Raw genomic sequence first — 26,173 nt, forward strand, 5'->3', positions numbered from 1 at the left:
CTAAGTTGAATTGATTCGCCGAAAAGTCAAATTAACTCTCGGACCACAGGGCTGAGATAACTTTTCTATTCCATGCTTCCAGTTCCGCTGGGTGGCGCCCTTCATGACCAACAGGCTTCCGGAGACAAGTTCAAGCCGAATTGATTTTATATCGAGAATCTTGTGCTTCATTACAAAAATGCGCGTTTCTCCAAAACTGAAAGACGCAATTGTGGGGGCGGGACCAAGCTCAGGTTCGTCATCGCTGTGGAAGCCCATGCTATCCCTATGATCTCTATAAAAGTTCAACAGCACGCTGTTGAACTTTTCATCGGCAGCGCCTTGAACGATGGCGCGAAGCTGTAAAAGGGTATCTGTCCAAGGAAGAGGCTCCAAGTTGATTCCGGAGTAGGAATAGCGGCTCCCCGCATCGCCGAACCATGCGATTAGACGCGGCTGCAAATGCTTTCTTCCCCAAACAGTAACTTCCTCCTGCCGCCACGGGGTCTCTTCAATTAATTCTTTGAGTATTTTTTCTTTTTGCATCGGCGCGCCGAAATCCCGACCAAAGTAAACATCCGCGTCTGGAATGTCCACATGTCTCAACCGCACCTCGTCGTCAAAAAGATCAAACGTCATCTTTTTTTTAGGATGCGCCAGCTGAGTTGGCCCCGGAGCTTGGGCCAAGCAGCAAACCTCTCTTTATAGTCATCAAGGACGTCCGCGCGCTCAGTGTAGCTGGGCGTAAACGTCACATTGGTCGCGCTGCCGACCAGATCGATACAACCTGCTTTTTGCCACTGCGCATCAAAGTAGTCGTTGAAATCTCCGTGACCATTGTCGTCATAGAAAAACAACGCGCCGGGCTTGGCTTCTCGGAATAGCGTTTGCCAGAAATTTGTCACCACGCCATTTTTGTCAAGCGCATATACCTCGGAGACAAAATAGCTTAGCGTGAACACATCAGCCTCAAGGAAGCGCTTTTGCGCACTCCATGAAGCAGGATCTGTAACATCCAATGGTTGGAAGTTCGCATTCAAAGCGACCGAAGCCTGCAACTTATCATCAAGCTCCGTCCACGTGTCTGCCCAAGCCTGCTCCTTGTCAAGCAGATAGACGACCAGTTTTTTCACAGGTTCCGAGGCAGCGTGGTCACTCAAATACTTAAGAACTGCAATTACATCACTTCCCGGTCCCCCACCGATACATGTGAGTCGTGCGCTCTCCGTCTGAAAAACCTTGCCCGCATGGCTACGTAACAACGTCAGCAACTGCACCAAATAGTCCCCGTGTGTTGCTACATACCTGTAAACATAGGCAAATCGTGTGGCGGGGTCGCGGTAACTGATTGGGACCCTTTTTTGATCAGTCAGGAGGCCATAGCTGGAACTCAGGTAGTCGAACTGCTGCTTGATGATCGCATCTGTTTGCGCTCCATGGACCGCAACCGATTCTTTATACAGCGTGTCCAGTGCAATCTTCACAAGTTCAAAAAGGGTCATGAGGTCTCCGTAATTTTGTGTATCTCCATCTTACAGATTTTCAGACAGAGTGGCGGAGCGCTTGCCGCAAAGCGCAGATTAAGCCCCGGCGTAGCTCCAACCGGAATATGCCGATTTGGCTTATCGATCGCTGAACGACGCATGCGGAGTTGCGCCAACCTCCGCGACATTCAACCAGTCCTCGTTAAACTAAATTCGAAGCAGAGCCCAAAGGATCTGCAACCACAATTTACGTAGGCTACCCGACCTTCTGTTTCGCGAGCAAAGAAAGGATCCTCCGAGCTGCGGCCCGATCTTCTTCGTCGGCATGGTTGTAGTTGTCGACCAGCGCCCGTTCTCCTCTGAGCTGAGCGAAGTGCCGTCGTTCGTCGGGGTACGTTGACGCGTCAACACGTACAGCGGGTCGACACCACGTCTGCCGATGGAATGAAGCTTCCTGCGCCGTAATCGGCGTGAAGTCACCCGGCCAAGGCACTTTCGGCGTCGCTGATCCGCGCCACACAGATCCGGCAAAAGCACAACAACGAGTTTCGGATCGTGCCTTGGCGCGAGCCTGCGGGTGCGGCCACAAGCGAGCACGGCACGGGACAGTGCGTCGCCGACCCGAGGCGCGACGGCCCGAGCTTTGGCAAGTCCGCGGTGACGCGCTACGACGAACCCGCCGGCACCGTTATCGCAGGCAGCACCACCGGGCAGGGAGCGTTTGCAGTGGCAGATCCGCGAACGGTATCCAGCGCGCCAAGGGCGACGACTACCTGACTGCCGGGCACTATGGTGTGATCCGATCCCGTGGACCGAGCCCGCTGGGGCCGTCGCCCGGTATCACCACGCCCACGGCAGCCGAAAAGCTGGTCTGCCGGATTCATGAGTGCGACGGCACCGAGCACCGCCCTTCACCACTTTCGAGCTGGCCGCGCTTCAATCGCTGGTCGAGCCCGAGGAGCATTTCGAACTCGAAGGCCTAAGCGACCAGGCATGGCGCGAGCGCATCGGCAACGCAGTGCCGCCGGCAGCTGCTAACGCCATCGCTGAAGAGATGGCCCGCGCCGTGATGCTCGCGTGGAGCGGTGAGACCTTCGCGCTCGGGAGCACGCCGATCTGGGTGCGTAATGTTGCCGTAGCCCTCAGCGTAACCGGTGGCGCGGCATAAAGACAATCTTCTTGCTGATGGCCCAGTCCGGCGCTCGCTCGGTGATTCCGCTGGAGTGAGTGCAGCGCGACTTCTTCAGTCATCTAGAGGTGAAAAAGCTCGCGGCGAAATGCATAACCGGCGAAATCAAGCTGCCCTTGGTGCGCACCGACCCCAGCAGTCAGAAGTCACTCAAAGGCGTCGAGACTCAAGACCTTGCCAGGTATCTTGATGACCTGCCAGCAGGCGGCGCGCAAAAAATTGGAGCAGCTTGCTGCCAGATGACAAGCGGCCCGCACATGCGGGCCGTTTGCTTTTTCAATCGACTTTGCCAAAACTCATGAACCACGCCCAATAACCACGGTCACTCGATGGAGGTGTTAGTCGTACTTTTCCAGTCCCCAGGGGCCCTCGTCCGCGTCCAGCTCGTTGCCTACGCGCTGAATCAAATCATCGGGATATCGCCCGGCAAATTCCTCGCTCAGCTCTTCAGCCATATCGACATCCGGCCAGCTATATCCAGACTCGGACTCCGGATCGTAAAAGGCAAAGTCAATCAGTGGTGTGTACTTCGAGCGAGCCCAACTGCGCATCGAATCGACGGCGTCATCCTCATCGATGATCCTGAAGGCGCGCTCTTCGATGAATGCCCCAAGACCCGGCTTCTTAAGCGCGACCTCTCGCAAGGTGTCCCACGCGGACCAACTTGCTGACTCGACATGCTTGTGCAACAAGGCCCAGTTTTTGAATCCCAGGCCGATGGCAACCTTGTCTTGGTGAAAGATCAAACCGTTGTCATCGGGATCAGTTTTCTGATTAATTTTGGCGAATCGCTTCGCGAAGTCCAGAAACTCCTGCTTCGACAGATAGTCGAGAAAAGAGAACCTAATAGAAGGCATCGTGTATCTCCGGTTAAGAGCGCAGTCAAAAGGGGCACGGCCCGCAGTTCCCACGCGCTCGCAGAGCTACGCGAAAAATTGAAATTAGGAGATGCTTTCGCTTTGCCAGTGCGGGCCGGCCGGCTCTCTCTAGGGAGCACGCCGTGATTTTACGCCCGCTGTGCTTCAGCGCAATAGTGTGAGCAACGCGCTGTCCAGGCCTTCCGACCGCACACGCCGGCGCATGCCGGCAGTCACGATCTCGTGGTCCCACATTAGTGCCACACTGCCAAATCAATTCTCTCTAAATTATTGATTTGAAACGGTTTTCCCCGCTCACCCCATCCAATCCACCACCGGGGCAACGGAAAGTATTTTTTCTTTTAAATTCAATAACTTAGCGCTATCACTCATACACTTAAAACCCCTCGTGTACCCTCCAGACCGTCCGAAGCAGCTTCCGTCCGGCAACTGGCGCGCGCTAGCCGCAAGGGCGTCTATGCGAGCGATACCTTTCACACGAAGGAAGTGCTGAGGGCTCCTCGGCGCTCCAAGGCTTTTACCCTCCATGCACCGAAGACAAAGCTGAAGGACCTCACGCGCGAGCAACTCATCCAGTTCGGCAAAGATCTCGCCAAGGAGGGCACCGACCCTGTCGCCAACAGCATGGACATCGGCCACATCAAGCCGGTAGTTTCTTACGCGGCTGCGATTCAAGGGATCCGCAGCAATGCGCGCCATCGACTTCCGATGCCGGTCACGCGCCCCCGGCGCGTGCAGGGCTCCTCAGCAAGCTCACCGCACTTCCCGCCAAGGCAGCCAGTGCCGCCACCGCCAAGCCCCAGTGCACGGCGCTGTGCGCCGGCAGCAGCCCGAACATCAAGCTCATCATCAGGCTGCCGAGCGTCAACCCCGTGAGTCGGGCGGTGCCTTGCGCGCCACCGGCCGCTCCGCTGCGTTCTGCGGGTGCCGAGAGCAGCATGTTCTGGTTGTTCGGCGTCTGGAAGAAGCCGAAGCCCAGGCCGGCGAGGCCGGTGAACAACGCGATCGGCAAGGTCGCGTCGCCATGCAACGGCCACAGCGCACACAGGGCCAGGCCACTCGCGAAACACGCGCTTCCGACCGCGCACAGCCAGGCGCTCGGCACGCGCCGAGCCAGGCGTGCCGACAGCGGTGCGGCCAGCATCACCGCCAAAGGCCACGGGGTCATCAAGAGGCCGGCGGTCACCGCGCTCTGGCCGAGTTCGTGCTGGATGTAGAACGGCAGCGCCACAAGGCTGGCCATCTGGCCGGTGAAGCAGCACACCGAGGCAATGACCGAGAGCCGAAATGAATGCACGCGCAGCAGGTCGAGCGGGATCAACGGCGCCGCCTTCGGCATTTCGCGCCGCACCAGCAAGACCATGCAAACGACCGACAAGACGAGCAAGCCGCCGCCCTGCAACGGATGCGCCACCAGCCGCTCACTCCCGAGCACGAAGGCGGCGAACATGACCGCGTTGAGCGCGATGCTCCACACGTCGATGTGGCGCATCGAGCGCGCCGGGCTCGGCAACCCAGCACAGGCGGCGAGCACGAGAAGGCCGATCGGCAGGTTCACCGCAAAGAGCCACGGCCAACTCGCCGCGGAGAGTATGAAAGCGCCAAGGGTGGGCCCCGCTGCGGAAGCCGCCGCGACGGCGAGCGCATTCCAGGCGATCGAGCGCGCCAGCAATCGACGCGGATAGGTGAAGCGCAAGAGCGCCAACCCAAGGGGCATCACGGCTGCACTGCCCAGGCCCTGAAGGCACCTCGCGGCCACGAGCCATGGCAGCGATGGAGCCAACGCGCACAACACAGACGCCGCGGTGAACAGCGCGACGCCACCGGCGAACACGCGCCGGTACCCGAACCGCTCGCCGACAGCGGAAGCCGGCAACAGGAACATGACCACGGCCAGTTGGTAGGCGGTGATGATCCAGACGGCATCGGCAGGTGCCGCCTGCAGTTGCCGGGCAATGCCTGGCAACGCGATGTTGGCGATGGCGCCGTCGAGCACCACCAGCACGCCTGCGCCAAGGATCGCGGCGACGGCTGCGAAGCGCCGCGGCAGAGGCAGGCCATCCGCGTTCGCCTCCTGGGCTTCGGCGGTGCGAGGCAGGGTGAAAGAAGAGTTCGGTCGAAGCGTAGATGACAGCATGTTGGGGCAACCGGAAGAGCACGCTCTATTGCGCCAGGCCAGCTTAGGACTGCGCGAATGGCTTGCACAGCGCGTGGCGCGCAGCTTGTCCCTGCACGTGGCGCCTGTCGAAACCATGGCAGCCGTGATAGCTTCGGGCATGCCGACAGAAGCCGACCTGAACCTGCTGTTTGCGTTGAGCGCACTTCTTTCCGAGGGCAGCGTCGCGAAGGCCGCCGAGCGCCTGGGCTTGAGCGAATCGGCCATGAGCCGGGCGCTCGCGCGATTGCGGGAATCGACCGGGGATCAACTGCTCGTGCGAGCCGGTCGCGCGATGGTGCTCACGCCGCATGCAGTGGCACTGCGCGACCGTGTCAGGGAGCTGGTGCAGGAGTCACGCGCGGTGCTTCAGTCCGCTGGCGCGAACATGGACCCTCGCACGCTCCGGCAACTGTTCACCATACGGGCCAACGACGGCTTCATCGAAGGCTTCGCGCATCAGCTCGTGGCTTGCGCCGCGCACGAAGCGCCCGGCGTTCGCCTGCGCTTCGCGCCCAAGCCGGACAAGGACGTTCGCCCTCTGCGCGAGGGATTGATCGATCTGGACGTCGGCGTTCTCGGCGAGTCGGGCCCCGAGGTGCGCGTTCAGGCGCTCTTTCGCGACCGCTTCGTCGGCGCGGTGCGCGAGGGCCATCCCCTGCTCGCCGGGCCCGAGATCACGGCCGAACGCTACGCCGCCTGCAGCCACGTGGTCACTTCACGCCACGGCCGGACCGAGGGGCCGGTGGACGACGCGCTCGCTGCCATGGGGCTGGTGCGCAATGCCGCCGTCGTGGTGCCCAGCTTCAGCACTGCCTTGTCGATAGCGGCCGCGACCGACCTGGTGGCGCTGATACCGTCGTCGTACTTCGAGCACCTGAGGGCACGGGGCACGCTGCGCTCGTTTCCGCTGCCGATACCCACGGAGCAGATCACCGTGTCGCAGATGTGGCATCCGCGTCTTGATCGGGACCCCGCGCACCGGTGGCTGCGCGGGTTGGTACTGAAGATTTGCCGGCCGTTGAATGAGCAAACAGGAGCGCCGTGATTGCATTCAAGCGTCGACCTTGAAGCTCTGCTTCGCAGGGCGGATTCAACCGCGCTCTTGACGCTCGACGCCTGAGGTCTCTCGCTACGGCGCCAACTTCGGGACCATCGCCGCCGACACGGCCAGATGCAAGCAAAGGGAGGTCTCCCCAGGCTGCGAGCTCAGCGTGAGCGTGCACCCGAGCGCGGCGGCGCGCGCGCGCATGTTCGTCAATCCTTTTCCGGCGAACCTGGCGTCTGCATCGAAGCCGCGGCCGTTGTCAGACAGTCTGATCTCGATGGCCTCACCCGTCACACCGTCCGCACTGTCCGCGCCGTCAAGGGGCACCAGGTGCGCGGTCAGGCTGGCCCGCGTCGCGGCCGCGTGCGCCATCATGTTCGCGAACGCTTCGAACAACAGCATCTGCAGCTGGTGGGATTCGCGTGAACTCCAACCGGTCATCATCGGCAGCCGGCTGACATTCCAGTGCAGATCGATGCCGGCCGCCTGCAGGCGCGGTCCCAGCCGGTAGCGCACGCTGCCCAGCGTAGAGGCCACATCGCCCTCATCGGCATGCATGGCGTCCACGGTGAGCTTGAGTTGATCCACCGCGTCGCGCAGGTGCAGCGTGACGTCCTCGCGCGCCGCCCCTGGCTGCTGGGCCATCCGCAGCAGCCCCACGAGTTGCCCGCCAAGACCATCATGCAGGTCCTGCACCAGGCGCTGGCGTTCCTCGAGAGCGCCGCGTGCCTTCTCTCCTTCCCGTTCGCGCGCGAAGGAGGCTTCCAGAGCGGTGTTGCGCTCGGCGAGTTCAGCCTCCAGCGTGAGGTTCATTTCCGCCATCGCCCGGGTGTCCTTGCGCATGCGCTCGGCGATGACCCAGGCCAGCGAAATGGCAAAGCCGACCCAGGCGAAGCGTATCCACGGCACCATCTCATAGGCTTGGGGCGAGGTGCGCATGACCCAGATGTCGCGCGCAGCGCACAACACGATCAACAGCACGGCCAGGCCCAGCACTCGGTGTTCCAGCACGGCGCTGCGCCACGCCACGCGCAACACCACGACCATCATCGCCAGTGCAGCCGCAAGGTTCAGCCCCTGCCACAGCGGCATCAGCCACAGCCAAGGCACAGCAATGCCGAGCCCGGCCACCACCGGAGCCAGCCAGGCCATCAGACCGAAGAGGCGTGCCAGACGGGTGTCGTCGCGCCCCACCACGGCCAGAGCAAAGCGACATATCAGCGGCACAGCGGCCTGGAACGCCGCCAGCGGCAGCACGCCCCACCAGGGCCAGGGCAACGGCGCATGCGTGAACAGCACGCGTGCCGTCTGCACCGACCAGAGCAACTCACCCAGACCGTAGTAGAGGTAGATCGATTCGCGCTGGCGCAGCCACACCAGCAGCGACAGCGCCCCCAGCACGCCGCTCACGATGGTGATGAAGCGCCCACCGCTGATCTGCCAGAACAAGGCGCGCTCGTACAGCGGGTGTATCTCGTCCTCCCGTCCCGCCACCACCGGCGAGAGCCCGCCCTGCCTTGCAGCCTGCGCCGCGATGACGATCTCCACGCGCAGCGGCGACGCTGAGCCCGAGGCCGGCACCACGAAGTATTGCGGTGCGAAGGAGGCATCGTCGTAGGGCCCCGGCGGGAAGGCGCCGAACCGCGTCAGTTCCTGGCCATTCACCGACACACGAAAACTGTTGCCCACGCGCGGCACGAACAGCGCCACAGGCGTGGTGGGGTCGGCCGCCGGTATCTCGAACGAAAACCGCGCCTCGCCATCGACCGCACCTTGCCGCTGGTCCCAGTGATAGGGCAGCGTGACGGTCTGCGGCTCCTGGGTCTCGGCAGGCGCCTGGCCGCGCAGGGCCAGCGTGAGCTGCGCCTGCTCCACAAGCATCACGGCCCGCGCCGGAGCGCTCCACCCCAGTCCCATGACCGCGAGCATCAACAGCAGCAAGCGCCATCCGAGCGCTTCATTTCGTAAACCCATGACGCGGCCACTGTAACTGCATTTACTTACAAGACCTCCGCCGCGAATCAATCAGTGCCGCAAGTTCCCTCGAGTTGGCGAAGCCGCGCAACCCACGCATTCGCGAGCCACATGCAAGGCTCCGGCTTTCTCACGCGCCCCTTGTCACCCGCTGCCGGTCGGCCATGTAGTTGCCGGCGTCACGCCGAAGCAGCGGCGAAACCACCGCGAGAAATGGGCCTGGTCGGTGAAGCCGCACTGCGCCGCCACATCGGCCTGCGCACAGCCTTCGCGCAGGAGCACCTTGGCCCGGCCGATGCGTGCGAGCCGCGCATAGTGGGCCGGCGTCATGCCGACGGCCATGCGGAACAGGCGATGAAAGTGCTCGCGCGACACACCCAGCCGCAACGCCAGCGCGCCGGGGTCGATGCGGCAGGCGTCTTCCAGTTCCAGGGCGCTGCAGACCGCTTCGACGCGGGCATCGCCCATGCGGCGCTCGACGGCCATCAGTTCGCTGCCGGTCTGGGCGTGAATGATCTGCGCCAGCAGGCGGCCGACCTGCTCGCCATCCTGCGACAGCGCGGCGTCGCCCAGCGCATCGGCCGCGGCCTTGTCCTGCCAGACCCCGCGATGCAGCACGCCGCGCCGGTCTTCAGGCCAGCCGAAGCGCGCCGCGACCCACGCATGCGGCACATACAGCATCACCATGCGAAAGCCTTGCGGGCTGACGCCGGCGGTGTGCAACGCGAACGGCGCCATCACGACCAGATCGCCCGCTTGCGCCACCTGCCGTTCGCCACTGCAGGTGAATTCGCAATGGCCTTCGAGGATGGCGCCCACGCTCCACTCCGCATGCCAGTGCAGCTCGAAGCGCGCCTTGGGGTCGGCCGAGAACATCGCCTCGACCTGCGCGCCACCTTCCATCGGCAGGCCGATGACGTGCGAGGCGATGGTGGCGGGTGGATTCATCCCGCCGAGCGTAGCGCCCGCAACAGCATCACGCCGCAAGGGCGCCGCGAACAGTCAGGCCCATCCAGCCTGCGCTGGCCTGCGTCGCCTGCACGTCGCCGAGCAAGGCCAGTTCCTCGACCGGGTGATCGTGAAACTGCAGCGTCGCGCTGCCACCCATCCAGCCCGATTCGACGCGGTCCACGATGTCGGCGCGCAGATAGCGCGGGGTTGCGGGAACATCAGGCCGCGTCAGGTCAGGCCAGCCGATGGCACCGATGGTCGGCGCGGAAAGAAAGCCCAGGCGTTCGGCCTTCTCACCAGTCAGCGTGACCGTCGCATCGACCAGCCGCCGCTCCTTGACGCTGAGGCTCGCGCCGAGCCGGCTCCCCGCAGCCACAGGCGCGGCGGCGGGATGCACCAGCGGCAGGCTGCGCGTCAGCCAGGTCTGGCCGATCTTCTTGGGCCAGCCCTGCAGCCAGCCGCGCAGCAGCGAGATGTCCTGGTCGACGTAGATCAAGGGGCAGAAGAAGCGCGCGTCGCCGCCCTGCCCGGCCTCGACCTCCAGCACCACGATGGTCTCGCGGTACTGCGCATAGACCGGGTCGAGCAGTTCCTGCCCGTCGTTGCCGCAGGACTGCCAGTCCGCGAAATGAACGCAGCCGCGTCCGGTCGGCCGGCCCGCTTCCGGCGGCACCAGCGCACCGCCGCGCGCGGCATCGAATTCAAAGGCGACATTGACGAGCCAGCCGGCGTAGTGCCAGGGCGGCGCCTGCACCAGTGCGCTGCGGCCGGAAGAAGTGAAAGGCGGAGTGAAAGAAGACGGCATCGGATGTTGGCGAGTACAAGACCGTCGCACGATAGGCCTGCCGTCCGGGCCCGTCTTGTACGCCAGTGATCCCGCTATGCCTGCGGCACCATCGCGTGATCGAGCGCATCCGTCAGTTGATCGACCGTGTAGGGCTTGCGCAGCCACGCGGTTCCGCGCATGGCCGTGGCCGGCTGTGCCTGCCCCGTCACGAAGATCACCGGCACGTTGTGCTCACTCAGCAGCTTCTCCGCGAAGTCATGGCCCGACAGCGCGGGCAGGCCGATGTCCACCATCACCACATCGAACGCGCCGTCGAAAAAACGCGCCATCGCGGCCTCGGCGCTTTTCACGCCGGTCGCCCAGTGCCCCAGGGCTTCGAGCAGTTTCAAGGTTGTGGCGAGCGTGTCCACATCGTCCTCCACGAGCAGCACCCGCAGCTTTTGTAGTTGTTGTTGTCGTTCTGGCGATGGAAGCGGTTCGGTTGTCATTGAAATGCATTTTTCCAGACAAACCGTTGCCGTGCGCCGATCACGCCGAACCGGCCCAGGGATCTACGGCAGATGGCGGCGTTGTCTGACTCGACGGCCCGTCCCCAAAGGGACAATGCCTTCCTCGGCCGAGACAAGCCGAAGACAACAACAAGCCCCCTGGCCTTGCATGATGACCCGCATCTACCTGATAGAAGACAACCCCCTGATCGCAGCAACGGTGACCGACGGGCTGCAGGCATTTTCCGAATGCGATGTGGTCGGCGTCGCCACCACTTCCGACGAGGCCATCCACTGGCTCGGTGCCAACCCCCAGGCATGGGATGCGGCGGTGATCGACGTCTTCCTCGCCAAAGGCAACGGACTGACCGTGGCGAACTACCTCAAGCAACACAAGTCGCCGGCCCAGCGCACGGTGGTGCTGATGAACTACGCCAGCTCCGAGGTGCGCGAAGGCGCGCAATCCGCGGGCGTGGACGCGGTCTTCGACAAGTCGCTGCAGCTCGAAGCCTTCTACGATTTCTGCAGGGCGCTGAACATCTCGCCCAGCCGCTGAGTGGCCTACGTCGATGCTGCCGATGCGTCGGCCGCCCTGACCGCGTCGGCCAGCAACGCCAGTCCTTCCTCGAACACCTTGTCGGGAATGGTCAGCGGGAACAGAAAGCGCACGACGTTGCCATGCACACCGCAGGTCAGCAGCAGCAAGCCGCGCTGCAGGCCGGCCGCATGCACGCGCTTCGTGAAATCGGCATCAGGTTCACCACTCTGCGGATCGCGAAACTCCACCGCAACCATCGCGCCGAGCCCGCGCACTTCGCAGATGCGCGGCACCTCGGCCTGCAATGAATGCAGTCGCGCGGTCAGCCGCTCGCCCAGCATGCGGGCACGCGCCACCAGCCCTTCGTCTTCGATGACGCGCATCGTCTCCAGCGCGGCCGCCACCGCAAGCGGGTTGCCTGCATAGGTGCCGCCGATGCTGCCGACCAGCGCGGCGTCCATCACCTCGGCGCGGCCCGTCAGCGCCGACAGCGGAAAGCCACCCGCGAGGCTCTTGGCCATCGTCACCAGATCGGCTTCGACACCGTAGTGCTCCAGCGCGAACAGCTTGCCCGTGCGGCCGAAGCCGGTCTGTATTTCATCGACGATCAGCAGGATGCCGTGCCGGTCGCACACCGCGCGCAGGTGCTCCAGCAGCTTCGGCGGTGCGACATAGAAGCCGCCCTCGCCCTGCACCAGTTCGATGACGATGGCCGCCACGCGCTGCGGATCGACATCGGTCTTGAACAGCCGCTCCAGCGCCGCGATGCTGTCTTCCACCGTCACGCCCAGCGGCGCGGCAGGAAACGGCACATGCCACACATCCGAAGGCATCGGACCGAACCCCGCCTTGTACGGCGCAACCTTGCCGGTGAGCGCCATGCCCATGAAAGTGCGGCCATGAAAGGCACCCGAGAAGGCGACGACACCGCTGCGGCCGGTGGCGACACGCGCCACCTTCATCGCGTTCTCGATGGCTTCGGCACCGGTCGTGAACAGCGCGCTTTTCTTGGCGAAGTCGCCCGGCACCAGCCGGTTGAGCTGCTCGCACACCGCCACGTATTCCTCGTAGGGCGTGACGTGAAAGCAGGTGTGATGAAAGTCGTCGAGCTGCGCGCGCACGGCCGCCACGATGCGCGGATGCCGATGGCCGGTCGCGAGCGTGGCGATGCCGCTTGCAAAATCGACGAAGCGCTGGCCCTCCACGTCCCACAGTTCGGCGTTGTCGGCGCGCGCGGTGAAGTGCGGTGTGAGCGTGCCGATGCCTTGCGCGCAGGCGGCGTTCTTGCGGGCCTGGAGGCTCGCGTTGGTCGTGACTTGGGTGAGCATGAAAGGATCGAAGGTAGAGAAGAAAAATCAGTCGCCGACGAGGTGCATCAGGTGTTCGGCCAGCGCGCGGAAGGCGGGCATCGAGGTCGGCAGGTGCGCATTCGCGGCCAATGGATGCGAGGCGAAACGCGCGACCACCATCTGCGCCACCGGATCGATGTGCAGCGCCTGTCCGTGAATGCCCTGCGCGGTGAAGCTGCCGTGCGCGTCATGCGCCACCCACCACATGTTGCGATAGCTCCAGCCGGCCAGCCGCGTATAGCCCGCGAGCGCGAAGCGGGCCGGGTCGGCGCCCCGGCGAATGTCGGCCACCACGGCCTCGGGCACGATCTGCGTGCCGTTGAAAAAACCGCCGAGCCGCATCATCTCGCCCAGCCGCGCGAGGTCGCGCAGGCCGGTGCACAAGCCGCCGCCCGCAAAGTCTGCGCCCTGCCCATCGACGGCGAAGGCCGCGTCCTGCTCGGCACCCAGTCGCGACCAGATGCGCTCGCCGAGCACCTGTGCGAGCGGCTGCCCTGCGGCGCGGCTGATGAGCCAGCCCAGCACGTCGGTGTTCACGGTGCGATAGGCAAAGGCCTCGCCGTGCGCGCCCTGCCCTTGTTGCACCGTCTGCAGGAACTGCCGGTAACCCTCGGCACCCGCATAGCCTGCGGGACGCGGCAGCAGTTCGCCGGCACGCGCGTGCTTCCACACGCCGGCGTCGGGATCGGCGTAGCCCTCCGAATAGTCGATGGCCGTCGTCATGTCCATCACCTGTCGCACCGTCGCGTCGCCGAATGCACTCGTCGCCAGCTCGGGGATGTAGTGCGTGACCACGGCGTGCTCGTCCAGCATGCCTTCGGCCGCCAGCATCGCGCCGACCGTGCCGACGACGGACTTGGTGACCGACATCGCCATGTGCTGGCCCTGTTCGTCGAGCGCGCCGAAGTAGCGCTCGTAGACGATGCGTCCGCGGTGCAGTACCACCGCGCCATCGGCATGGATGGCATCCAGCGCGCTGCGCCAGTCGGTGCGCGATCCATCGGCCGGCAGGGTGAAGCTCACCGCATCCAGCTCGGGGCGCTCGGCACGTGGCAGCACCGACACCGGGCCGATGCCGCGCGACACGTTGCGGGTCGGCTGCAGTTCGCGCAGGTGCGAGAAGGCCCAGCGGCTTTCCGGGAACTGGAAGATCGATCGATCGCGTGGCCGTTGCGTGGCGGTGCCCGCCGTGGGGAAACCATCGCGCCAGCCATCGGCCAGCGCGGCATTCAGTGCAGTCGTTTCGTTGAGGTTCATGGTGTTGGGGCCGCTCATTCGCCAAGCGCATCCAGGTCGCCCATCACGCGGCGCTCCAGGATGTCGCTGGCACGGCTCAGGTGGGCGTGCATGTGCTTTGCAGCAACTTCGAGCTTGTTCTCCTCGACCGCATCGAGGATCTGCAAATGCTCGCGGCAAGACTTGCGCAGCAGGTCGATGTTCACCAGCGGGTAGTCGGACAGATCGGAAATTCGGCGCAGCCGGTTCTGCTGCTTCACCGCATCGAGGATGAAGCGGTTGCCCGAAGCGCTGGCCAGCAGTTCATGGAACAGCGCATTGGCCTCGAAGAACTCCATCCACGAATGGCGCGATGCATGGGTCAGTAGTGCCTGCTGTTGTTCGCGGCAGGCCAGCAGCCTTTCGTGCTCGACCTTGAAGCCGGGCTCACGCAAGGCCGCGCATTCGACCGTGAGGCGAAAGCGATAGCTCTCGCGCTCGCTCTCGACCGAATCCAGCGTTTCGGTGAACTCCCAGCGCTGGTAGTGGCGCCCGCGCAGCACGCCGTCCTGCAGCAGCGTGGTCATCACGTTTCGCAACAAGGCACGCGGCACGGCGTAGGTCTGCGCGAGTTCAAGCTCGTTGACGCGCGTGGGCAGCTTGCCGGCGAGGCGGTCGCGCAGCAGCCGGTAGTAGAGCGTTTTCTCCTCGTCCTCGGGCATCTCGCGCCGGGCCTGCCCCAGTGCCTCGCGGTCGGCGACCAGCGTGTAGCCGCGGTTGGGCACATGCGCCAGCAGCTCGCGCTCATGCAGAAAGCGCAGCGCGGCGCGCACCGGCGTGCGCGAAATGCCGAGCCGGCCCGCGAGGTCGGACTCGGTCATGTGGCGGCCGTTTTCGTAGCCACCGGCAAGTGCCTGGTCGAGGATGTAGCGGCTCACGCGCTGCGTGAGCGGCGGGATCGACTTGTCCATCTGCTGGGCCATCCATGGTTCTCCCAAAACGCGGGCTGGACGCCGATCATCGCGGCTCTTTTGTATTTTTGGCCTTAAAAAACCATGTACATCTCGCGTCAAAAATACAATTTGAGTTTCAAGATCGGCCCCACGCCGACCCGAGAGACGGGTCGTTTCCACCGGAGAAAACAACTCGTGGCCCAAGCCGACACCCTCTCTTCTTCCCCTGCCCGCAGCGCCGGCGCAGCGAACACGCCCGGCACGCTCGACGCGTTCTGGATGCCCTTCACCCCCAACCGCAAGTTCAAGCAATCCCCGCGCCTGATCGTCGGCAGCGAGGGCCTGTACTACGACCTGGCCGACGGCCGCCGCGTGCTCGACGCCATCGCCGGCCTGTGGTGCGTGAACGCCGGGCACCGCAACCCGCGCATCAGCGCGGCGCTGAAGGCGCAGATCGACGTGCTCGACTACGCCTCGAATTTCCAGATCGGCCACCCCGCCGCCTTCGAGCTGGCCCAGCGCCTCACGCAGCTCGCGCCGGCGGGCATGAACCATGTGTTCTTCACCAACTCGGGCTCGGAGTCGGTCGACACCGCGTTGAAGATCGCGCTGGCCTACCACCGGGCGCGCGGCGACGCGGGCCGCTACCGGCTGATCGGGCGCGAACGCTCGTACCACGGCGTGGGCTTCGGCGGCATCTCGGTGGGCGGCATCGGGCGCCAGCGCAGCACCTTCGGGCCGCTGCTCAACGGCGTCGACCACCTGCCGCACACACTCGACCTGGCGCGCAATGCCTTCTCGCGCGGCGAGCCCGAACACGGCATTGACAAGGCCGACGCGCTCGAAGCCATGCTCGCGCTGCACGACGCCTCGACCGTGGCCGCGGTGATCGTCGAGCCGGTCGCGGGTTCGACGGGCGTGCTGCCGCCGCCGCGCGGGTATCTCAAGCGCCTGCGCGAAATCTGCGACAGGCACGGCGTGCTGCTGATCTTCGACGAGGTCATCACCGGCTTCGGGCGCCTGGGCACCAACTTCGCGGCCGACCTGTTCGGCGTGGTGCCAGACATCATCACCACCGCCAAGGGCCTGACCAACGGCGCGGTGCCCATGGGCGCGGTGCTGACGCGCGACACGGTGCACGACGCCTTCATGCACGGCAGCGTGAGCGCGGTCGAGCTGTCGCACGGCTACACCTACTCGGGCCACCCGCTGGCTTGCGCGGCCGCCATGGCCACGCTCGACGCCTACACCGAAGACGGCCTGATCGCCCAGGCCGCCGAGCTGTCGCCGTACTTCGAAGACGGCCTGCACGCGCTGCGCGGCCTGCCGGGCGTGATCGACATCCGCAACGTGGGCCTGCTCGCGGGCATCGAGCTGCAAGCGTGGGCCTCAGGCCCCGGCACGCATGCGCAGGCCGTGGCGCAGCACTGCCTGGAAAGCGGCGTGCTGGTGCGCTCGGTGGGCGACACCATCGCGCTGTCGCCGCCGTTCACCATCGAACGCCGGCACATCGACCAGATCATCGACAGCCTGCGCGCCGCCATCGCGCAGACTGCACAGGCAACGGACGTGGCGGCCTGAACGCACGGCACGCCACACCGCAAAGACAAGGAGACAAAGACATGGACATCGAATCGTTCCCCCTCTATGACATCGAAGGCGATGCGCGCCAGTGCGGCCAGCAATACGGCCGAGCCGCCGGCGACCGCATCGACCTGAGCCTGCGCACCTACCGCCTGGCCTTCGAGCGCGTGGGCCTCAGTTGGGACCGCACGCGCGCACTGGCACGCCGCTTCATGCCCGTCATCGAGGCCTTCGACGCCGGTATGCTGCGCGAGATCGAGGGCGTGGCCGAAGGCGCGGGCGTGCCGGCCGAAGACATCGTGGCGCTGAACGCGCGCAGCGAAATGCTCTATGCCTTCCAGCAGCTCGAAGCCACCGAGCCGCCCGACGGCTGCACCGGCGTGGTGGTCATGCCGTCCGCCGCGCGCGACGGCAAGCTCATTCATGCGCAGAACTGGGACTGGCGCGTCGAGAGCCTGGAGCTGGGCGTGGTGCTGCGCATCCAGCCGGCCAAGGGCCCTGCGATGCTGACCTTTGCCGAAGCGGGCACGCTGGCACGCGCCGGGCTCAACAGTGCCGGCATCGCCGTCACGGGCAACTTCATCAAGGCCGATGGCGACGGCAAGCAGCAAGGCGTGCCACTGGCGCTGATCCGCCGCGGCATCCTGCAGTCGGAGCTGTACGCCAACGCGCTGGGCGTGGTGTGCCGCAGCGCGCGCTCGATCTCCAACAACATGATCGTCACGCACGCCGAGGGCGAGGCCGTGAGCCTGGAGACCTGCCCCGACCAGGTGTTCTGGCAGCAGCCCGAAGGCGGCATCCTGGTGCACGCCAACCACTTCAAGACACCGGCGGCACTGGCACGCGTGGTGGACCGCAGCCTGGAAACCACGCCCGACTCGCTCTACCGCGACCGCCGCGTGACCGAGGCGCTGCTCAAGCGCGCGGGCGACCTCACCGAGCAGGACGTGCTCGATGCGCTGCAAGACCGTTTCGGCGCACCGCGCGCCGTGTGCCGCAGCCCGAGCGCCGGCCCTGGCGGCGCATCGTCGGCCACCGTGGCAACCATCGTGATGGACCCGGCGGCACGAAAGATGCGCATTGCACCGGCGCCCTTCAAGGCTCACCGCTTCACCGAGTATTCCCTCTGATCCGCCCAGCTTTCGCCAGGAGTGTTGCCATGACCGTGCCCATGCCCCCTTCCCGCCCTCCCGCTGCGGCCCTCGCCGCGCTGCTGGCCCTCGGCCTTGCCGCCGGCGCGGCCTGCGCCCAACCCGGCACTGGCGCCGGCCAGACGATGCGGATACAGATCAACTCCGACATCCGCTCCACCGACCCCGGCGGCAACCGCGACGACAACACCGACAACGTGCTCATCCACGTGGGCGAAGGCCTGGTCGCGCTGCGCGAAGACACCTCCGTCGGCCCGATGCTGGCCAGCAAGATCGACACCTCCGCCGACGGCCTGACCTACACCTTCACGCTGCGCGACGGCGTGAAGTTCCAGAACGGCGCCACGCTCACCGCCGACGACGTGGTGTGGAGCTGGCAGCGCTACCTGCGCCCCACGGGCGGCTGGCGCTGTCTTCCCGAATTCGACGGCAAGGGCATGACCAAGCTGCTGTCGGTGGAAGCACCCAACCCGAAAACGGTGGTGTTCAAGCTCGAACGCGCGAGCGCCCTCTTCCTCACCATGATGGCCCGCCCCGATTGCGGCGGCTCCGCCATCCTGCACCGCAGCTCGGTCGGCGCCGACGGCCAGTGGAAGGAGCCCGTGGGCACCGGCCCCTACAAGATCAAGGAATGGAAGCGCGGCCAGTACATCGAGCTGACCCGCTTCGACGGCTACACCTCGCGCGCCGAGCCGCGCGACGGCCTCACCGGCGGCAAGAAGGCCGAGATCGAAAACCTGCGCTTCGTCGTCATCCCCGATTCGGCCGCCGCCAAGGCCGCGCTCTACAGCGGCGGCATCGACGCCTTCATCAGCCCCAGCCCGTCGGACGTGGTCGAGATGCGCGGGCGCAGCGACGTCGTGGTCGACACCACGCCGGTGATGACCATGGTCGCGCTGCTGCTGCAGACCAACGACCCGGTGCTGAAAGACGTGCGCATTCGCCGCGCGCTGGCACTGGCACTGGACACCCCGGAAATCGCGAAGTCGGTGACCGAGGGCCTGTCGGCCGTCAACAACTCGGCGGTGCCTTCGTCCAGCCCCTTCTACGACGCGGTGCAGGCCACCGGCTTCAAGCGCGACCTGACTGCCGCCAAGAAGCTGCTGGCGGAAGCCGGCTACCGTGGCCAGCCGATCCGCATGATCGCCAACAAGCGCTACGAGGCGCTGTACTCGGCCGCCGTGCTGGTGCAGGCGATGGCGTCCGAGGCCGGCATCAACATCGAGCTGGAAGTGCTCGACTGGGCCACCCAGCTCGACCGCTACACCAAGGGCCAGTACCAGAGCATGGCCTTCATTTATTCGGCGCGCATCGACCCCTCGCTCAACTACGAGATGGTGACGGGCGACAAGGCCACGCAGCCGCGCAAGGTGTGGGACACGCCCTATGCGCAGACCCGCCTGGCCGAGTCGATGGTCTCGCGCGACAAGGCGCGGCGCCAGGTGCTGTTCGATGAAATGCACAAGCAGATGCTGCAGGACGTGCCGATGATCGTACTGTTCAACGCCAGCGACGCCACGGCCATGCGCAAGAGCGTGACGGGCTTCAAGGGCTGGGCCCCGGCCAAGCCGAGGTTCTGGAACGTCCGGCTCGACGCGCGCTCCTGAACGAGGCGCCGCCTTCATGCTCGCCTACCTCCTGCGCCGGATCGCGATGACGATCCCGACGCTGCTGCTGGTGTCGATCGCGGTCTTCACGCTCATGCGGCTGATTCCGGGCGACCCGGTGCAGCTCATGCTCGGCGAAGGCGCCGACCCCGCGCAGCTCGAACTCATGCGCCACCAGATGGGGCTCGACCAGCCCCTGGTCACCCAGTACTTCGTGTGGCTGCGCCATGCGCTGGCGGGTGACCTCGGCGTGTCCACCACCAATGGCCTTGCGGTGCTGCCGCTGATCTGGGAGCGCTTTCATGTGAGCGCCGTCATCGTGCTCACCGCCGTGGCGCTGGCCTCGCTGATCGCGGTGCCGGCGGGCCTGATCGCCGCCTGGCGCAAGGACCGGCCGACCGACCTGGCCATCATCGGCGCGGCCACGCTGATGCTCTCGGTGCCGAGCTTCTGGCTCGGCCTGTTGCTGCTGATGTTCTTCGGCCAGTACCTGCACTGGCTGCCGGTGGTGGGCTACGTGCCCATGTCGGAAGACTTCTCGCAGGGTGTGCTGTATGTGATCTTGCCGATCGTCACGCTGGTGCTGGTCGAGACCGGCGTGCTCACGCGCATGTCGCGCGCCAGCACCATCGAGATCTTGCGGTTGGAGTACGTGACGCACGCGCGCGCCAAGGGCGTGCCCGAGTCGCAGGTGCTGCGGCGCCATGTGCTGCCCAACGCCTTCAACCCCACGCTCACCATGATCGGGCTGATCCTCGGTCACCTGCTGAGCGGCATCGCGGTGCTGGAGACCGTGTTCACGCTGCCCGGCCTCGGCCGCCTGATGATCGATTCGATCTTCGCGCGCGACTACCCGGTGCTGCAGGGCTGCCTGCTGTTCACGGCCTGCATCTACGTCTTCATCAACCTGATCGTGGACATGTGCTATCCCCTCTTCGATCCACGGGTGTCGGTGCAGTGATGATGATGAAGAAGCTCAAGACCCATACCCTCATCGGCGGCGTGCTCATCGGCGTGTTGCTGGTCCTGGCGGTGGTGGCCGCGCTGTGGACACCCTACAACCCGCTGGGCATCGACCTGCGCAGCAAGCTGCAGGCGCCGTCGATGGCGCACTGGCTGGGCACCGACGAGTTCGGCCGCGACGTGGCCAGCCGCGCCATGCGCGCCGCATCGACCAGTTGCCTGGTCGCGCTGCTCACGGTGACGCTGGCCACCGCCATCGGCCTCGTGGTCGGCGTGGTCGCGGGCTTCGTGCGCGGCTGGACCGACCGCGTGCTGATGGCCTTCAACGACACGCTGCTGGCCTTTCCGGGCCTGCTGCTGGCATTGGGCGTGATGGTGATCGTCGGCGCCAACCAGTGGGGCATCGTGCTGGCGCTGAGCATGGCCTATGCACCCTCGGTGGTGCGCGTGGTGCGCGGCACCGTGCTGTCGCTGCGCGAGCGCGAGTACGTCGAGGCCTCGCGCATGATCGGCAACGGCGAGATCTACACCATGTGGCGCCACATCCTGCCCAACTGCGTGGCACCCGTCGCAGTGCTGGCAACCAGCATGTTCGGCTGGGTGCTGCTGTCCGAAAGCGCATTGAGCTTTCTCGGCCTGGGCGTGCCACCGCCGGCGCCTACCTGGGGCAACATGCTGGCGAGCGCGCGCCCCTACATGGCCTCGGCCGTGTGGCTGTGCGTGGTGCCGGGCCTGTGCATCGCGCTCACGCTGCTGGGCATCAACCTGCTGGGCGAATCGCTGCGCGACCGGCTCGATCCGCGGACGGAGAAGTCATGAGCCCATCGAAATCCGTCCAGCCCGTGCTCTCGGTGCGGCAACTGAAGATCGACCTGCACGGCGGCGCCCAGACGCTGGTGCATGAGCTTTCGTTCGATGTGCACCCCGGCGAATTCCTTGCCGTGGTGGGCGAATCGGGCAGCGGCAAGACCATGGCCGCGCGCGCCATCCTGCAACTGCTGCCGCCCGGCATTGCGCAGACCGGCGGGCAGATCGTGTTCGACGGCGAAGACCTGAGCACGCGCGACGTGAAGGCCATGCGCCCGATCCGCGGGCCGGGCATCGGCATGGTGTTCCAGGAGCCGATGGTGTCGCTCAACCCGGTGCACCGCATCGGCGAGCAGATGGCCGAGGGCCTGCGCATGCACACCAAGCTGTCGGCGGGCGAGATTCGCACCCGCTGCCTCGACATGCTGCGCCGCGTGCAGATTGCCGACCCCGAGCGCTGCATGAGCGCCTACCCGCACGAGTTCTCGGGCGGCATGCGCCAACGCATCATGCTGGCCAGCGTGATGCTGCTCAAGCCCCGCCTGCTGATCGCCGACGAGCCGACCACCGCGCTCGACACGCTGAGCCAGCGCGAAGTGCTCGACCTGATGGTCGGCCTCGCGAAGGACCAGGGCACTGCCGTGCTGCTGATCACGCACAACCTCGGCCTTGTGGGGCGCTATGCGCAGCGCGCCATCGTGCTGGAGAAAGGCCGCCTGGTGGAAACCGGCGACGTGCCCGCGATCCTCGTGGCGCCGAAGCAGCCGTACACGCGCAAGCTGGTCGACGCGCTGCCGCGCCGCCAGGCCGCGAAGGCGCAAGCCACCGCAACGCAGCAGCAGCAACCGCTGGTGCAGGTGCGCGGCCTGTGCGTGAGCTACCCCGGCGCGCGCGCTGGCTTCTTCAAGCGACAGCCGCCGGTGCGCGTGATCGACACGCTCGACCTCGACATTCATCCGGGCGAGATGGTCGCGCTGGTGGGCGGCAGCGGCTCGGGCAAGACCACGCTGGGCCGCGCCATCCTGCGGCTCGCGCCGTCGCACAGCGGGCAGATCCTGTTTCGCGGCGAAGACGTGCGCACCGCCGACCGCGCGGCGCTGCATCGCTTCAGGCTGGCCTGCCAGCTCGTGTTCCAGGACCCGTTCTCTTCGCTCGATCCACGCATGCGCGTGCAGGACATCGTGGCCGAGCCGCTGCGCCATCTGCCGTCGCTCGATGCGGCGGCGCGCGTGCGGCGCGTGAAAGAGACGCTGGACGAAGTGGGCCTGGATGGCCTCGGCGCACGCTACCCGCACGAGCTGTCGGGCGGCCAGCGCCAGCGCGTGGCGATTGCGCGCGCGCTGGTGCGCCGGCCCGCCTTCGTGGTGGCCGACGAGCCCGTGTCCGCGCTCGACATGACCATCCAGGCGCAGGTGCTGCGGCTGTTCCAGAGCCTGCAGGCACACCACGGCTTTGCCTGCCTCTTCATCAGCCACGACCTGGCGGCCGTCGAGCAGATCGCCGACCGCGTGGTCGTGATGGAGCGCGGCCGCATCGTGGAGCAAGGCGCGCGCGACGCGGTGTTCGACGACCCGCGCCATGCGTACACGCAGGCGCTGCTCGCGGCCACGCCGAGGCCTCTGGCTTCCCTCGACATCACACCTGCACCAGCAGCCGTTCCCGAGAAAGTTTTCGCGTGACCTCTTCTTCGTCTTCTTCGCCCTACTCCTGGCGGAACCCGAGCGCGCCGCCACCGCTCGATCCGCAGATCATCGAATTCATGCGCCTCATGGGCGCCGACGGCGCGCGCTACCCGAAGCGCCACACCATTCCGATCGCCGAAGGCCGCGCGAATGCCGAGAAGGTGCGCGCGCCCTGGACAGAAGGCGGCCCGGTGATGGCGCACACGGTCGAGCAGGCGGTGCCGACACGCCACGGCGACGTGCGCATCCGCGTGCACTTCCCCCAGACGCGCACGCTGCAAGGCGCGCTGGTCTACATCCACGGCGGCGGCTTCGTACTGTTCAGCCTCGACACGCACGACCGCGTGATGCGCGAGTACGCGGGCCGCGCAGGCATTGCGGTCATCGGCATCGACTACACGCGCGCACCCGAGGCGCAGTTTCCGCAGCCGCACGACGAATGCGTGGACGTGATGCGCTGGCTGCGGGCCAACGCGCAGACCTTCGACATCGACCCTTCGCAGCTCTTCATCGGCGGCGACTCGGCCGGCGCGAACCTCTCGGTCGGCGCCTGCCTCGTATTGCGCGACGCAGGCGATGCGCTGCCGCTGGGCATGCTGCTGAACTACGGCGCCTTCAGCACCGAGCTGTACCGCGAATCGGCGGTGCGCTACGGCGCGGGTGAGTACGGCCTCTCGCTGCACATGATGGTGTGGTTCTACGGGCTGTACCTGCGCAAGCCCGAGGACTTTCGCGATCCGCGCGTGGCCAGCCTCACCGCCCGGCTCGAAGGCTTGCCGCCGGCGTGCATGGCGATCACCGAATGCGATCCGCTGCACGACGACAACATGCTGATGGCCGCGCAACTGCGCGCCGCCGGTGTCGAGGTGACGGACACGCTCTACCCCGGCACCATCCACGGCTTTCTGGAAGCCGTGTCCATCGCCGACGTGGCGGGCCGCGCCTTCGACGATGCGGTGCGCTGGATGCGAGCGCTGGCCGCGCGCTGAGTTGGCCATGTACACGCCCAAGCCGTACATCGAGGACGACCTCGCGACGCTGCACGCCGGCATCCGCGCGTGGAGCTTCGGCACGCTGATCACCGTGGGCCCGTCGGGTGTCAATGCCACGCACCTGCCTTTTCTGCTCGATGCGCAGGAGGATGGCCACGGCCTGCTGACCACGCACCTTGCGAAGAAGAACGCGCAGTACGACGACCTGCGCGCGGGCGCCGAGGCGCTGGCGATCTTCCAGGGGCCGCATGCCTTCATCACGCCCAGTTGGTACGTGAAGCAGAGCACCTTCCCGACCTGGAACTACACCGCCATCCATGCGCGCGGCACGCCGCGCGTGATCGAAGAGCGCATGGCCGTGCATGCCGTGCTGCGCCGCACCGTCGCGCTGTACGACACGCCGCTGGGCGGCAACTGGGACTTCGATGCGATGCCCTTCGATTTCGTGGCGCCGCGCCTGGACATGATCGCGGCGGTGGAGATTCCGGTGCGCGTGCTGGAGGGCAAGTACAAGCTCAACCAGGACCGGTCGGAAGAAGACCGGCTGGGCGTGATCGCCGCGCTGGAGCGGCTGGGCGATCCGCAGGGCGTGGCGGTGGCCGGGCTGATGAAACAGCGGATGGCCGTGTCCGCGGGCGGTTGAGTCACGGCGGCACAATTGTCCGCGTGCCGCTCTTCAAACACAGCCTTTGGGCCAACCTCGTTCTTGCCTTTGCCCTCGCGGCGCCTGTTGCGCGCGCAGCCGACCCGATCCTTCTTGTCACCTCGCCCGCCGCCTTGCAGGCCGCAGAGAAATCGGGCGCCGGCTTCGCCCACTGGGTCGGTGGTGCCGCCGCTTCCAAAGACGGCATCACGAGCAACCAGGCGCTGACGGGTTCACCGTCGTGGTCGTCCATCACCGATCCGCTGCGCGAGAGCATCGCTGGCATCCAGCGGCGCGACAAGCAGGCGGGCGTCGGCATCTCGCGCTATCCGCACCGGCTGTTCGACACACGCTGGCTGGCGAGTCCGAATGCTTTTTTCGAGCTGGTCGGCGTGGTCAACCGCATGGACCGACGGCCCTTTCAAAACGGCGCCTGCGGCGAGACGCGGCTGGTGTACCGCCTCGCCTACCGCACGGCCGCCATGCAGTCGCGCCTGCCGATGACCGTCAACGTCGAACTGCGTGGCGATGCGCCTGATGCCGACGGCAGTTGCGCCAGCAGTGCGCGGCGCTGGCAGCCGCCGCAGCCCGCGACGACGAACGACGAAGCGCTCGGCCGCTGGCTGGTGTCGTCCGACGGCCCGCTCGCGCCGCAGCGCCTGGCGCGCGCGCGCATCGCGCAGGTCACCACCAACCTGCAAAGCGTGCGTTGGCCTTCCGCCGTGCGGCCCGACCTCGGCGGCCATGCCGAGTACATGCTGCGCGCCTTCCGCTGGAATGCAGGTACGCAGCGCTTCGACATCGGCCCGCTGGAAAACACGCCCGACGTCGCGCGCCTGAAAGCCGATGCGCCCTTGCGCAAGGAACTGTTGCAGTGGCTGCAGCAGCCCGCCAACCTGCGCGCGCTGGACGAGGCCACGCTGCAGATCCCCGAGAAATTTCTCGCGACCGAAGCCGTCTCGGTTGCGCCGCGCGGGCAGGAGCGGCTGGCGAACCGGCCCTTTGCACAGGTCTTCCCGACCAGCGAATGGCGGGCGGTGCCAGACAGCCGCACGCTGCAATCACCACAAGCCGTGCTGCGCCGCCTCGACGACCTGAGCTGCGCGGGCTGCCACCAGAGCCGCGCGGTCGCGGGCTTTCATTTGCTTGGCGTGGACCGGCGCGGCGCATCGCGCACCTTCACGACGGGCAACGCACTCGCGGTGCCGCACTCGCCGCATCTGCAAGACGAACTGCTGCGTCGTGGCACCTACGTGAACGCTGCGTTGTCGACACCCAAGCCCGACCCGTTCCGCCCGCTTGCCGAACCCGGCAGCACGAACGCCGCACACGAAAGAGCCACAGTCGGCGCGAGCTGCGAGCCCACCCGCATCACGCAATCCGCCAACCCATGGCTGGACCGTGCCGAGAAACTGCCGCGCACCGCCTGCGAGGGCGTGTTCTCGGTGTGCGAGAAAACCTCGGTCGGCTTTCCCGGTGGCATGTGCTCGGGCCCCTGCGATCCGCTCGACAGGAACGGCACCTGCGGCGGCATCGCAATCCTCAGCGACTTCAACCAGTGCCTGGCCGCGAACAAGCCTTTCGGCGAGTGCCTCGCCAGACACACGCGCCCCGGCAACCTGCGCAGTTGCTCGGCGCAGCAGCCCTGCCGCGACGACTACATCTGCGCGCAGGCTGAAGGCCAACCCGAAGGGCGCGGCGCCTGCATTCCGCCCTACTTCCTGTTCCAGATGCGGGTGGACGGCCACTCCTGACC

Annotated in this window: 24 protein-coding genes; 13 read left to right on the forward strand and 11 right to left on the reverse strand. The window is 65.9% G+C overall.

Annotated features, from left to right (window positions below; translation table 11 throughout):
- Both ACSFB7_RS02570 and ACSFB7_RS02575 read right to left on the reverse strand, forming a co-directional pair.
- A complete protein-coding gene (locus ACSFB7_RS02570; RefSeq protein ID WP_435466748.1) occupies positions 1-618 on the reverse strand; it encodes an alpha-ketoglutarate-dependent dioxygenase AlkB family protein in 618 nt (205 codons plus the stop codon).
- Entirely contained in the window at positions 615-1,481 is an 867-nt protein-coding gene (locus tag ACSFB7_RS02575) for a hypothetical protein (RefSeq protein ID WP_435466750.1), read from the reverse strand. Before ACSFB7_RS02575 ends, ACSFB7_RS02570 begins: the two co-directional genes overlap by 4 nt.
- 868 nt (positions 1,482-2,349) lie before the next feature.
- Here ACSFB7_RS02575 and ACSFB7_RS02580 point away from each other — a divergent pair.
- Both ACSFB7_RS02580 and ACSFB7_RS02585 read left to right on the forward strand, forming a co-directional pair.
- On the forward strand, positions 2,350-2,631 hold the full coding sequence (locus ACSFB7_RS02580) for a DNA methyltransferase (RefSeq protein WP_435466751.1): 282 nt from the start codon (positions 2,350-2,352) through the stop codon (positions 2,629-2,631).
- A 59-nt stretch (positions 2,632-2,690) separates the two neighbouring features.
- Positions 2,691-2,954: a pyocin activator PrtN family protein gene (locus ACSFB7_RS02585; RefSeq protein ID WP_435466753.1), complete on the forward strand. Its 264-nt coding sequence runs from the start codon at positions 2,691-2,693 to the stop codon at positions 2,952-2,954.
- 36 nt (positions 2,955-2,990) lie between these two features.
- On the opposite strand, the gene ACSFB7_RS02590 is transcribed toward ACSFB7_RS02585, so the two are convergent.
- Positions 2,991-3,509 (reverse strand): hypothetical protein, encoded by a 519-nt coding sequence (locus ACSFB7_RS02590; RefSeq protein ID WP_435466755.1) that lies wholly within the window; start codon positions 3,507-3,509, stop codon positions 2,991-2,993.
- A gap of 736 nt (positions 3,510-4,245) precedes the next feature.
- On the reverse strand, positions 4,246-5,667 hold the full coding sequence (locus tag ACSFB7_RS02595; RefSeq protein WP_435466757.1) for an MFS transporter: 1,422 nt from the start codon (positions 5,665-5,667) through the stop codon (positions 4,246-4,248).
- 139 nt (positions 5,668-5,806) lie between these two features.
- Here ACSFB7_RS02595 and ACSFB7_RS02600 point away from each other — a divergent pair, with 139 nt between their 5' ends.
- Positions 5,807-6,733 carry a LysR family transcriptional regulator gene (locus ACSFB7_RS02600; RefSeq protein ID WP_435468056.1) on the forward strand — a complete coding sequence of 309 codons (927 nt, stop codon included), beginning with the start codon at positions 5,807-5,809 and terminating at the stop codon, positions 6,731-6,733.
- 84 nt (positions 6,734-6,817) lie between these two features.
- Here ACSFB7_RS02600 and ACSFB7_RS02605 read toward each other — a convergent pair whose 3' ends face one another.
- From ACSFB7_RS02605 to ACSFB7_RS02620, 4 genes are all read right to left on the reverse strand, one after another.
- Positions 6,818-8,674, reverse strand: coding sequence for a sensor histidine kinase (locus ACSFB7_RS02605; RefSeq protein ID WP_435466759.1), 1,857 nt, complete (start codon positions 8,672-8,674; stop codon positions 6,818-6,820).
- Positions 8,675-8,851: 177 nt separating this feature from the next.
- Positions 8,852-9,655 (reverse strand): helix-turn-helix transcriptional regulator, encoded by an 804-nt coding sequence (locus ACSFB7_RS02610; protein ID WP_435466761.1) that lies wholly within the window; start codon positions 9,653-9,655, stop codon positions 8,852-8,854.
- A gap of 28 nt (positions 9,656-9,683) precedes the next feature.
- On the reverse strand, positions 9,684-10,463 hold the full coding sequence (locus ACSFB7_RS02615) for an acetoacetate decarboxylase family protein (RefSeq protein ID WP_435466763.1): 780 nt from the start codon (positions 10,461-10,463) through the stop codon (positions 9,684-9,686).
- 74 nt (positions 10,464-10,537) lie between these two features.
- Entirely contained in the window at positions 10,538-10,933 is a 396-nt protein-coding gene (locus tag ACSFB7_RS02620; RefSeq protein WP_435466765.1) for a response regulator, read from the reverse strand.
- A 169-nt stretch (positions 10,934-11,102) separates the two neighbouring features.
- Here ACSFB7_RS02620 and ACSFB7_RS02625 point away from each other — a divergent pair, with 169 nt between their 5' ends.
- Positions 11,103-11,489: a response regulator gene (locus ACSFB7_RS02625; RefSeq protein WP_435466767.1), complete on the forward strand. Its 387-nt coding sequence runs from the start codon at positions 11,103-11,105 to the stop codon at positions 11,487-11,489.
- A gap of 5 nt (positions 11,490-11,494) precedes the next feature.
- Here ACSFB7_RS02625 and gabT read toward each other — a convergent pair whose 3' ends face one another.
- From gabT to ACSFB7_RS02640, 3 genes are read right to left on the reverse strand one after another with little or no spacing between them, the layout of a single operon-like run.
- Positions 11,495-12,799, reverse strand: coding sequence for a 4-aminobutyrate--2-oxoglutarate transaminase (gabT, locus tag ACSFB7_RS02630; RefSeq protein WP_435466769.1), 1,305 nt, complete (start codon positions 12,797-12,799; stop codon positions 11,495-11,497).
- A gap of 27 nt (positions 12,800-12,826) precedes the next feature.
- Positions 12,827-14,077 carry a serine hydrolase domain-containing protein gene (locus ACSFB7_RS02635; protein WP_435466771.1) on the reverse strand — a complete coding sequence of 417 codons (1,251 nt, stop codon included), beginning with the start codon at positions 14,075-14,077 and terminating at the stop codon, positions 12,827-12,829.
- A gap of 14 nt (positions 14,078-14,091) precedes the next feature.
- Complete coding sequence (locus ACSFB7_RS02640) at positions 14,092-15,018, reverse strand: GntR family transcriptional regulator (protein WP_435466773.1); 927 nt, start codon at positions 15,016-15,018, stop codon at positions 14,092-14,094.
- 165 nt (positions 15,019-15,183) lie between these two features.
- On the opposite strand from ACSFB7_RS02640, the gene aptA reads away from it, so the two are divergent.
- Genes aptA through ACSFB7_RS02685 form a run of 9 tightly spaced genes read left to right on the forward strand, consistent with a single transcriptional unit; the run spans position 15,184 to position 26,171 of the window.
- Positions 15,184-16,569 (forward strand): omega-aminotransferase AptA, encoded by a 1,386-nt coding sequence (aptA, locus tag ACSFB7_RS02645; RefSeq protein ID WP_435466775.1) that lies wholly within the window; start codon positions 15,184-15,186, stop codon positions 16,567-16,569.
- 41 nt (positions 16,570-16,610) lie between these two features.
- Complete coding sequence (locus ACSFB7_RS02650; RefSeq protein ID WP_435466777.1) at positions 16,611-17,702, forward strand: C45 family autoproteolytic acyltransferase/hydrolase; 1,092 nt, start codon at positions 16,611-16,613, stop codon at positions 17,700-17,702.
- A 29-nt stretch (positions 17,703-17,731) separates the two neighbouring features.
- Complete coding sequence (locus ACSFB7_RS02655; protein ID WP_435466779.1) at positions 17,732-19,330, forward strand: ABC transporter substrate-binding protein; 1,599 nt, start codon at positions 17,732-17,734, stop codon at positions 19,328-19,330.
- A gap of 16 nt (positions 19,331-19,346) precedes the next feature.
- On the forward strand, positions 19,347-20,291 hold the full coding sequence (locus ACSFB7_RS02660) for an ABC transporter permease (RefSeq protein WP_435466781.1): 945 nt from the start codon (positions 19,347-19,349) through the stop codon (positions 20,289-20,291).
- Positions 20,292-20,293: 2 nt separating this feature from the next.
- Positions 20,294-21,112: an ABC transporter permease gene (locus tag ACSFB7_RS02665; protein WP_435468058.1), complete on the forward strand. Its 819-nt coding sequence runs from the start codon at positions 20,294-20,296 to the stop codon at positions 21,110-21,112.
- Complete coding sequence (locus tag ACSFB7_RS02670; protein WP_435466783.1) at positions 21,109-22,779, forward strand: ABC transporter ATP-binding protein; 1,671 nt, start codon at positions 21,109-21,111, stop codon at positions 22,777-22,779. Before ACSFB7_RS02665 ends, ACSFB7_RS02670 begins: the two co-directional genes overlap by 4 nt.
- Entirely contained in the window at positions 22,776-23,771 is a 996-nt protein-coding gene (locus ACSFB7_RS02675; RefSeq protein WP_435466785.1) for an alpha/beta hydrolase fold domain-containing protein, read from the forward strand. The genes ACSFB7_RS02670 and ACSFB7_RS02675 overlap by 4 nt, the downstream gene beginning before the upstream one ends.
- A gap of 7 nt (positions 23,772-23,778) precedes the next feature.
- Positions 23,779-24,417, forward strand: a complete 639-nt coding sequence (locus ACSFB7_RS02680) for an FMN-binding negative transcriptional regulator (protein ID WP_435466787.1) — start codon at positions 23,779-23,781, stop codon at positions 24,415-24,417.
- Between the two features lie 23 nt (positions 24,418-24,440).
- A complete protein-coding gene (locus ACSFB7_RS02685) occupies positions 24,441-26,171 on the forward strand; it encodes a hypothetical protein (protein ID WP_435466789.1) in 1,731 nt (576 codons plus the stop codon).
- Positions 26,172-26,173 lie beyond the last annotated feature (2 nt).

Source organism: Variovorax raffinosi (assembly GCF_051216615.1).
GTDB lineage: Bacteria > Pseudomonadota > Gammaproteobacteria > Burkholderiales > Burkholderiaceae_C > Variovorax.